The organism is Streptomyces sp. NPDC001920 (assembly GCF_053594495.1).
The window spans coordinates 1-1,822 of sequence record NZ_JBSFEP010000054.1; the positions used below are offsets into that span (position 1 = coordinate 1).

Genomic DNA, 1,822 nt, shown 5'->3' on the forward strand with positions numbered 1-1,822 from the left:
GATGGGTAGGGGAGCGTCGTGTGCCGGGTGAAGCAGCACCGGAAGGTAGTTGTGGACGGTTCACGAGTGAGAATGCAGGCATGAGTAGCGATTCACACGTGAGAAACGTGTGCGCCGATTGACTAAGGGTTCCTGGGTCAAGCTGATCTGCCCAGGGTAAGTCGGGACCTAAGGCGAGGCCGACAGGCGTAGTCGATGGATAACCGGTTGATATTCCGGTACCCGCTGTGAAGCGTCAAACATCGAGCATCGTGATGCTAAGGCCGTGAAGCCGCCCCGGAGCCTTCGGGCAAAGGGGAGTGGTGGAGCCGCCGGACCAAGCGGTTAGTAGGTGAGTGATGGGGTGACGCAGGAAGGTAGTCCATCCCGGGCGGTGGTTGTCCCGGGGTAAGGGTGTAGGCCGCAAGGTAGGCAAATCCGCCTTGCATACGGCTGAGACCTGATGCCGAGCCGATTGTGGTGAAGTGGATGATCCTATGCTGTCGAGAAAAGCCTCTAGCGAGTTTCATGGCGGCCCGTACCCTAAACCGACTCAGGTGGTCAGGTAGAGAATACCGAGGCGTTCGGGTGAACTATGGTTAAGGAACTCGGCAAAATGCCCCCGTAACTTCGGGAGAAGGGGGGCCACACCTGGTGATCCGTTTTACACGGTGAGCTGGGGGTGGCCGCAGAGACCAGCGAGAAGCGACTGTTTACTAAAAACACAGGTCCGTGCGAAGCCGTAAGGCGATGTATACGGACTGACGCCTGCCCGGTGCTGGAACGTTAAGGGGACCGGTTAGCTCCATTTCGGTGGGGCGAAGCTGAGAACTTAAGCGCCAGTAAACGGCGGTGGTAACTATAACCATCCTAAGGTAGCGAAATTCCTTGTCGGGTAAGTTCCGACCTGCACGAATGGCGTAACGACTTCTCGACTGTCTCAACCATAGGCCCGGTGAAATTGCACTACGAGTAAAGATGCTCGTTTCGCGCAGCAGGACGGAAAGACCCCGGGACCTTTACTACAGTTTGATATTGGTGTTCGGTTCGGCTTGTGTAGGATAGGTGGGAGACTTTGAAGCGGGCACGCCAGTGTTCGTGGAGTCGCCGTTGAAATACCACTCTGGTCGTGCTGGATGTCTAACCTGGGTCCGTGATCCGGATCAGGGACAGTGTCTGATGGGTAGTTTAACTGGGGCGGTTGCCTCCTAAAGGGTAACGGAGGCGCCCAAAGGTTCCCTCAGCCTGGTTGGCAATCAGGTGTTGAGTGTAAGTGCACAAGGGAGCTTGACTGTGAGACCGACGGGTCGAGCAGGGACGAAAGTCGGGACTAGTGATCCGGCGGTGGCTTGTGGAAGCGCCGTCGCTCAACGGATAAAAGGTACCCCGGGGATAACAGGCTGATCTTCCCCAAGAGTCCATATCGACGGGATGGTTTGGCACCTCGATGTCGGCTCGTCGCATCCTGGGGCTGGAGTCGGTCCCAAGGGTTGGGCTGTTCGCCCATTAAAGCGGTACGCGAGCTGGGTTTAGAACGTCGTGAGACAGTTCGGTCCCTATCCGCTGTGCGCGTAGGAGTCTTGAGAAGGGCTGTCCCTAGTACGAGAGGACCGGGACGGACGAACCTCTGGTGTGCCAGTTGTTCTGCCAAGGGCATGGCTGGTTGGCTACGTTCGGGAGGGATAACCGCTGAAAGCATCTAAGCGGGAAGCCTGCTTCGAGATGAGGACTCCCACCCACTTGATGGGGTAAGGCTCCCAGTAGACGACTGGGTTGATAGGCCGGATCTGGAAGCACGGTAACGTGTGGAGGTGACCGGTACTAATAGGCCGAGGGCTTGTCC

1 rRNA gene is annotated in these 1,822 nt (G+C 57.4%); it reads left to right on the forward strand.

Going from position 1 to position 1,822, the window contains the following annotated elements:
- Positions 1 to 1,822 (forward strand): 23S ribosomal RNA (locus tag ACWCPI_RS38890); the annotation flags it as partial.